General features: G+C 73.7%; 9 protein-coding genes and 1 pseudogene. 6 read left to right on the plus strand and 4 right to left on the minus strand.

The genetic code is table 11. The features are described from left to right. Positions 1 to 604 (minus strand): annotated as a pseudogene (locus CCN39_RS06060) (hypothetical protein); the annotation flags it as partial. Positions 605 to 721: 117 nt separating this feature from the next. On the opposite strand from CCN39_RS06060, the gene CCN39_RS06065 reads away from it, so the two are divergent. Continuing rightward, a complete protein-coding gene (locus tag CCN39_RS06065; protein WP_086839191.1) occupies positions 722 to 1,654 on the plus strand; it encodes a sensor histidine kinase in 933 nt (310 codons plus the stop codon). Here CCN39_RS06065 and CCN39_RS06070 read toward each other — a convergent pair. Further along, positions 1,626 to 2,162, minus strand: coding sequence for a phosphatase PAP2 family protein (locus tag CCN39_RS06070; RefSeq protein ID WP_244210636.1), 537 nt, complete (start codon positions 2,160 to 2,162; stop codon positions 1,626 to 1,628). The two genes, CCN39_RS06065 and CCN39_RS06070, sit on opposite strands and share 29 nt — an antisense overlap. A 99-nt stretch (positions 2,163 to 2,261) precedes the next feature. Between CCN39_RS06070 and CCN39_RS06075 the strand changes: the two genes are divergently transcribed. The 4 genes from CCN39_RS06075 to CCN39_RS06090 are packed head-to-tail and all read left to right on the plus strand — an operon-like array spanning position 2,262 to position 4,612. Beyond that, on the plus strand, positions 2,262 to 2,684 hold the full coding sequence (locus CCN39_RS06075) for a hypothetical protein (RefSeq protein ID WP_244210637.1): 423 nt from the start codon (positions 2,262 to 2,264) through the stop codon (positions 2,682 to 2,684). Then, positions 2,681 to 3,913, plus strand: coding sequence for an NRAMP family divalent metal transporter (locus CCN39_RS06080; RefSeq protein WP_086839193.1), 1,233 nt, complete (start codon positions 2,681 to 2,683; stop codon positions 3,911 to 3,913). The genes CCN39_RS06075 and CCN39_RS06080 overlap by 4 nt, the downstream gene beginning before the upstream one ends. Further along, positions 3,910 to 4,299: a PRC-barrel domain-containing protein gene (locus CCN39_RS06085; RefSeq protein WP_086839195.1), complete on the plus strand. Its 390-nt coding sequence runs from the start codon at positions 3,910 to 3,912 to the stop codon at positions 4,297 to 4,299. The genes CCN39_RS06080 and CCN39_RS06085 overlap by 4 nt, the downstream gene beginning before the upstream one ends. Then, the gene (locus tag CCN39_RS06090) at positions 4,286 to 4,612 is read left to right on the plus strand and encodes a hypothetical protein (protein WP_086839197.1); all 327 of its coding nucleotides are present in this window, start codon (positions 4,286 to 4,288) and stop codon (positions 4,610 to 4,612) included. Before CCN39_RS06085 ends, CCN39_RS06090 begins: the two co-directional genes overlap by 14 nt. A gap of 48 nt (positions 4,613 to 4,660) precedes the next feature. Here the strand turns inward: CCN39_RS06090 and CCN39_RS06095 are convergent, their stop codons facing one another. Further along, on the minus strand, positions 4,661 to 5,341 hold the full coding sequence (locus tag CCN39_RS06095) for a TetR/AcrR family transcriptional regulator (RefSeq protein WP_086839199.1): 681 nt from the start codon (positions 5,339 to 5,341) through the stop codon (positions 4,661 to 4,663). Positions 5,342 to 5,470: 129 nt separating this feature from the next. Here CCN39_RS06095 and CCN39_RS06100 point away from each other — a divergent pair, with 129 nt between their 5' ends. Further along, positions 5,471 to 6,406 (plus strand): NAD-dependent epimerase/dehydratase family protein, encoded by a 936-nt coding sequence (locus CCN39_RS06100; protein ID WP_086839204.1) that lies wholly within the window; start codon positions 5,471 to 5,473, stop codon positions 6,404 to 6,406. Between the two features lie 6 nt (positions 6,407 to 6,412). On the opposite strand, the gene CCN39_RS06105 is transcribed toward CCN39_RS06100, so the two are convergent. Further along, positions 6,413 to 6,829, minus strand: a complete 417-nt coding sequence (locus tag CCN39_RS06105) for an STAS domain-containing protein (RefSeq protein ID WP_086839206.1) — start codon at positions 6,827 to 6,829, stop codon at positions 6,413 to 6,415. Positions 6,830 to 7,067: the final 238 nt, after the last annotated feature.

Consider the following 7,067-nt stretch of genomic DNA (forward strand, 5'->3'; position numbering starts at 1 on the left):
GCTCCAGCACGTCCGGCCCCGACACCAGCAGGAACCCGGCCGGCGCCATCGGCACCGTCCACCCCACCACCCGCACCGCCTGCGGACGCGACCGGATCCCCCGCCCCAGCACCAATCCGAGCGCCAGCAGCGTCGCCACCGTGAACACCACCCCGTCGGCACGGCCGGAGCGCCGCACCACCTCGCCGATCAGCAGCCCCGCCGCCAGCGCCGTGCTCACCGTGCCGCGCACGTCTTCGCGGCCGATCGGGCCGAACACCAGCCCCGCCGCCACGCCCGCCACCGCCGCCAGGACGCACCACAGCCCCAGCTGCTCGAGGCTCACCGAATACGGCATCCCAGGGTACTTGATGCCGTACATGACGTCCTTGCCGTAGTAGAACGCCACCACCGCCGCCTCCAGGGCGAGGACCGCGCGGGCGATCGCCCGGCCGTCGCGAGCGCCCGGGACCACCGCGGCCAGGAGGGCTATCCAGAGCGTGAACGCGTGCGCGAGCGGCCGCAGCACCGGGCTGTAGTACGCGTACGCCCCGATCGCCCCGGACACGAGGCCGCCCACCAGCGCGGCCGCGTCGGACACCGTGATCCGGCGTGTCTCCGGCAAGCTGACCCCCCAGGTCGAAGCGAAGGTCGCCACTGTAGCGCCCAGTGACCGGGGGTCACCCGACCCGGGGACGGGGTTCACGCATACTGGTGATGCCCCGGCGGAAGGAGAGGCGGCTTGAGCGCAACCGCGGAGACAGGAACCGGCGCGTTCGGGCACCCCGCGTTGTTCTACCGCGGGGCGGCCGAATACCTGGCCGGCACGGTGCCGTTCGTCTGGGGCGGTCTCGCCGCGGACGAGCCGGTGGCCGTCGCGGTACCCGGCGACAACCTCGAACTGCTGCGGCGGGAGCTCGGTGCCGACGCCGGGCGGGTCCGGCTGCTGGACATGACCGAGGCCGGGCGCAACCCCGGGCGGATCATCCCCGGTGTGCTGCGCGCCTTCGCCGACAGCCACCCCGGCCGGCCGGTGCGCATCATCGGCGAGCCGATCTGGGCCGCGCGCTCCGCCGTCGAATACCCCGCCTGCGCCCAGCACGAAGCCCTCATCAACCTGGCCTTCACCGGCCGGGACGGGACCATCCTCTGCCCCTACGACGCCGACGCGCTCGCCCCGGACGTCCTCGCCGACGCCGAGGTCACGCACCCGGTCCTGCTCGACAGCACCGGGCGCCGCACCAGCCCCGCCTACGACCCGCTCGCCCTGATCGCCCGGTACAACCGGCCGCTGCCCGTGCCGGACGGGGCCTTCGAGCTGGCGGGCACCACCGACCTGGCGGCGGCCCGCGCGCTGGCCCACGTCCGCGCGGCCGCCTGCGGGCTGGACGAGGACCGGGTCGCCGACGTCGAGGTCGTCGTCACCGAACTGCTGTCCAACAGCGTCGAACACGGCAGCGGGTCGGGCACCGTCCGGTTCTGGGGCGGCGACGGCGAGTTCGTCTGCGAGGTCCACGACCACGGCCGGCTCACCGATCCCCTCGCCGGCCGCCGCCCCGCGACCCCGTACCAGCCGCGCGGCCGCGGGCTGCTGCTCGTCAACCACGTCGCCGATCTCGTCCGCCTGCACACCGGCGACGACGGGACTACCTTCCGGGCGTACTTCCGCGTCTGAGCCGCCGGTGCACGAGGCCACCCACGACGGCGCCGATCGCGAGGCCGCCGTACACGTCGGTCGGCCAGTGCGCCCGGGTGCGGAGCCTGCTGTAGCAGACGGCCGCCGCCAGCGGCGCGATCGCCGCTCCCGTCGCCGGCGCGGTGAGCGCGACGGCGACCGTGAAGGCGGCCGCCGTCGTCGCGTGCGTGGACGGGAACGCCGAAGACTTCGGCTGCTCGACCAGCGCGCGGTGGGCCGGGAGGTCCTGCGCCGCCGGCCGCGGGCGGCGCACCACGGCCTTCACGCCGTGCCCGACCGCCATCCCGGCCCCACCCGCCACGAGCCCGCGGCCCGCCGCCCGGCGCCGGGGACCCGGCCGCCAGGCCAGCACCCCGGCCACCAGGACCCACAGCAGGCCGCCCTGCGCCACCGCGCTGAGCGCCGTGGTCGGCCACGCCGGCCGGGTGACCGGAAGGTCGTTTTCGTCCGGTCCGTCCCCGGATCGACAGGACATTTCGCTCGGCATGGCCCACAGTTTCCCGCCTTCGGCGCGGTTCAATCACCCGTCTGTCCACCGTGGAGCATCCCGGCGTTTGTCCGCGGCGCGAGCGGGTACACCCGTCCCGTGACTGCGCTGTGGCGAACCCGGCTCTGCGCGGCGGCCGTCGTCGCGGTCGCGGCACTGACGGCGGCCTGCGGCGCCGATCCCCGGGCCGACACCGTGCACGCCGGGCGGGAAATCCGCGGCCAGCTCGAACTCCTGCGGCTCGTGGTGACCGCCGACCGCGACCGGGTGCCGCCCGTGCCCAGCCTGTCGGTCACCGTCCGCGACGCTGCCGACGAACTCGGCGCCGCCGGCCAGGACGTCGGCAAGCTGACCGACGACCGCGCCCGCGCGGCCCTGGCGTCGATCACCGACCGCGCCGTCGCGGTGGCCCACCGGCTCGACGACGGCCTCGGCGACGGCACCGACGACGGGCTCGACCGGATCGACGCCGAACTGCAGGGCCTCATCGGCGAGCTCGCCCGCTGGGGCGTGACCTCGTGAGCAAGAAGTTCCTCGCCGTCACCCTCGGCATCCTGACCGCGGTCGGCGGCTTCGTCGACATCGGCGACCTCGTCGAAAGCGGTGTCGTCGGCGCCCGCTACGGGATGGCGATGGTCTGGGTGACCGCGCTGGGCGTACTCGGGATCTGCGTCTACGCCGACATGTCCGGGCGGATCGTGGCGGTCTCGGGGCGTCCGGTGTTCGACCTGATCCGCGAACGCCTCGGCCCGCGGATGGCGCTGCTCAACCTCGCCGGCTCGTTCCTGATCACGCTGCTGACGGTGTGCGCGGAGATCGGCGGCGTCGCGATCGTCATCGAACTGGCCTCCGGGGTCGACCGGCTGGTCTGGGTGCTGCCGATCGGCGTGCTCATCTGGCTGGTGGTGTGGCGGGTCGGCTTCGAACGGATGGAGACCGGGTTCGGCCTCGGCGGGCTCGCGATCGGCGTGTTCGCCGTCGCGGTGTTCTTCCTGCACCCCGACTGGTCGTCGCTCGGCGCGCAGGCCGCCGGGCTCGCCCCGCCGCCCGACCAGGCGCTGCCGACCTACGCCTACCACGCGGTGGCGCTGTTCGCGTCGGCGATGACGCCGTACGAGGTGTTCTTCTTCTCCTCCGGCGGCGTCGAAGAGGGCTGGACGGTCAAGGACCTGTCCGTGCAGCGCGCCAACGTCCTGCTCGGGTTCCCCCTCGGCGGCCTGCTGGCCATCGCCGTGATGGCGTGCGCCGCGACGGTGCTCTTCCCGGCCGGGGTCGACGTCGGCCAGGTCAGCCAGATCGTGCTGCCGGTGACGCTCGCGCTGGGGACCGCCGGCCTGGTGATCGTCCTGATCGGCATCTTCGCCGCCACGTTCGGCGCGGCACTGGAGACCGGGCTGTCCTCGGGCTACATGCTGGCGCAGTACTTCGGCTGGGACTGGGGCAAGCGCCGCGCGCCGCGCAACGCCGCCCGGTTCCACCTGACCGTCGGCGCCGGCCTGCTGGTCGCGGTGCTGGTGGTGCAGACGGGTCTCGACCCGGTCGGCCTGACCGAGATCTCGCTGATCTTCTCCGCGGTGGCGCTGCCGCTGACCTACCTGCCGGTGCTCATCGTCGCCAACGACCGCGAGTACCTCGGCCGGCACGCGAACGGCCACTTCAGCAACATCGTCGGGTTCGCCATGCTCGTCATCATCGCCGTCGCGGCCCTGGTGGCGATCCCCCTGATGATCTTCACCGGAGCAGGCCAATGACCCCGTGGACCGACATCGGCCGCATCGACCTCGGCGACACGCTGCTCGACCGCCAGATCATCGGCGAAGACGGCACCGTGGTCGGCAAGGTCGACGACCTCGAGCTCCGCGCCGAGGGCGGGACGTACGTCGTCGACGCGCTGCTCGTCGGCCCGGAGGCGCTCGCCGACCGCGTGGGCGGCCCGATCGGCAAGCTCCTGCACCACATCGGCCGCGGGTTCCGCGCCCAGGCACCGCAACGCATCCCGCTGAACGCCATCCGCCGCGTGGAGCCGACGATCGTGGTGACGACGGCGATCGCCCACGCCACCGACAGCCCGTCGGAGGACTGGCTGCGCCGCCGCGTCATCGGCCGGATCCCGGGAGCGGGCCGTGCGAGCCGGTGAGCTGATCGGCCGCCGGGTCCGCGATGCGGCCGGCCGCGACCTCGGCGCGATCCGGGAGATCCGCGCGGAAGCGACGCCGGGCGCGAACGGCCTGCCGGAACTGGTGGTGCGCGGGCTGATCGTCGGGCGCACGCGGGTCCGGCTGTTCGGCTACCAGCGCCACGATCAGCGAGGACCGGCGCCGCTGGTGGCGCTGATCCGCTGGCTGCACCGCCACAGCCGGTTCGTGGCCTGGGAGGACGTGGACCTGTCCGGCCAGGAGGTACGCCTGCGGCGGCCGTTCGGCGAGCTGGCCCCGCTCGACCGGCCTTGAGCGCGGGTCAGTGACATCCGGGGCGCCGCCACCCGGACCCGCACGATGTCAGGGCAGGCCGGCGAGGTCGGCCAGCAGGGCCATGTGGTGCTCGAAGTACTCGGCGCGGGCCGCGATCATGTCGTCGAGCCGGTGGAAGACCTCGAAGTTGAGCTGGCCGAACAGGTGCGTCCAGGCGAACAGCACCCGGTCCAGGCACTCCTCCGGCAGGTCCGTGGCCTGGCCGTCGATCAGCCGCCGCAGGTCGGTGCGGACGGGCGCGGGCAGCGGCCGCGATGTGCCCGGCTCCCCCGGGGCGGCGCCGACGACGGCGACGAGCAGGAGGATCACCTTCGACGCGGGAGCCACGGTTTCCGGCGGGGCGGCGTAGCCGGGCACCGGATTCCCGTAGAGCAGCCCGTATTCGGCCGGGTGCGCGAGCGCCCAGTCCCGCACCGCGCGGCACACGGCCAGCCACCGGCCGCGCAGGTCGTCCCGCGGGACCGCCGCTTCGGCGGCTTCCGCGGCCGCGCCCAGCCCCTCGTACGCGTCGATGATCAACGCGGTCAGCAGGGCGTCCCGGCTGGGGAAGTACCGGTACAGCGCCGAAGGGACGATGTCCATGTCCCGCGCCACGGCGCGCAGGGACAGGTTCGCCCCCTCTTCGGCCAGACGGCGCCGGGCGGCTTCCTTGATCTCCTGGTGCATCTCCGAGCGGACCCGGGCGCGCAACGACGAGGCGGACACCACCCCAGTCTCGCACACTTCCGAGAACACCCGAACTCGACGAGAACAGTGTTCTTGACCGGGCCGCTCGCGCGCAGTACGGTGTTCTTATCCGAGAACACTGTTCTCGCCTGGGTGGAAAAGGTGGTCTTCATGTCCCTGCACGTCATCGTCGGAGCCGGCCCGGTCGGCGCGGCCACGGCTCGCCTGCTCGCTTCCCGCGGCGAAGAGGTCCGCCTGCTCAGCCGCAGCGGCGGCGGACCGGTGATCGACGGTGTCCGGCTGGTCGCCGCCGATGCCACCGACCCCGCCGCCCTCGCCCGGCACGCCGAGGGCGCGGTCGCGCTGTACAGCTGCGGAGGACCCGCGTACCACCGCTGGGCCACCGACTGGCCCCCGCTCGGCGCCGCGCTCCTGCAGGCCGCCGAGACGAGCGGCGCTCTGCTCGCCACGACCGGCAACCTCTACGGCTACGGCGCCGTCGACGGCCCGATCACCGAACAGCTGCCGATGCGGCCCAACTCGGTGAAGGGCGAGGTGCGGGCGAAGCTGTGGGCCGACGCACTGGCCGCGCACGAAGCCGGCCGGCTCCGCACGACCGAGGTCCGCGGGTCCGATTACCTCGGCGCGGGCGCGCTGTCGTCGTTCACCGCCTTGGTGCTGCCGAAGGTGCTGGCCGGCCGGCGCGCCTCGGCGCCCGCCGACCTGGACGCCCCGCACAGCTGGACCCACGTCGGCGACGTCGCCCGCACCCTGGTCGCGGCCGCGGCCGACGAGCGGGCCTGGGGCCGGGCGTGGCACGTGCCGACGGCGCCGGCGGTGTCCCTGCGCCGGCTCGCCGAGCGCGCCGCGGAGCTGGCGGGGGCACCGGCGGCCCGCGTCACGACGATGCCCGGCCTCGTGCTGCGCCTCGGCGGGCTCTTCAACCCGATCGCGCGGGAAATGGTGGAGATGGAGTACCAGCTGCGACGACCGTTCGTCCTCGACTCGTCGGCCGCGACGGCGGCGTTCGGCATCGAGCCGACACCGACCGACGAAGCACTGCGGGAGACGATCTCCGGGCTGCGCGCACCCGCCACGTCCCGGTGACCGCGGTCAGCTCTGGCCGGGGATCTCCGTCGCGCGTTCCCACCCGGACGGCAGGCGGCTGACGTTCAGCGCGTGATCGAGCCCGCTGGCCGACAACGCCCGCCGCACCACCCGGTTGTCCCCGGTGACGATGCGCAGGGTCGCGTTCTCGCGGGCCACCCGCGCCTGGATGCCGCCCAGGGCCGCGAGACCCGCCCCGTCGAGGAAGTCGACCCCGGACAGGTCCAGCACCAGAACCGGGAACCGGCGGTGGGCCCAGGTGCTGAGCGCCGAGCGCACCTGGGGCGCGCTGTCCGCGTCGAGAGCGCCGCGGATGCGGACCATGACCGCGCCGAAGTACGGGCGGATCACCTGGATGTCGAACTGTTCGCGCTTCGGCGGCGCTACGGGGATCGCCGTCGCTGGGGGCTGGACGACTAACATCTTTTCCACGCCTCATTCGCAGATGACGTGACGAGCGGGTGGTACTCGACCGACCCGCTCGGTCGCTGGCAAATCGGGGGACGGAGTGCTGCTGTAACCGCACTTCGCAGCGTAGTCCTTGATCCGAACGGCGCAACCCCGCCAACGGCCGAACCCGGCACCTCCGCACGCGACCCGCACGCGGACAACTCAAACCACCCATCCGGGTGAAACCGGGGCCGGGAACGGTGGCCGGCCA

It is taken from the genome of Amycolatopsis kentuckyensis (genome assembly GCF_002155975.1).
In the GTDB taxonomy this organism is placed as follows: Bacteria; Actinomycetota; Actinomycetes; order Mycobacteriales; family Pseudonocardiaceae; genus Amycolatopsis; species Amycolatopsis kentuckyensis.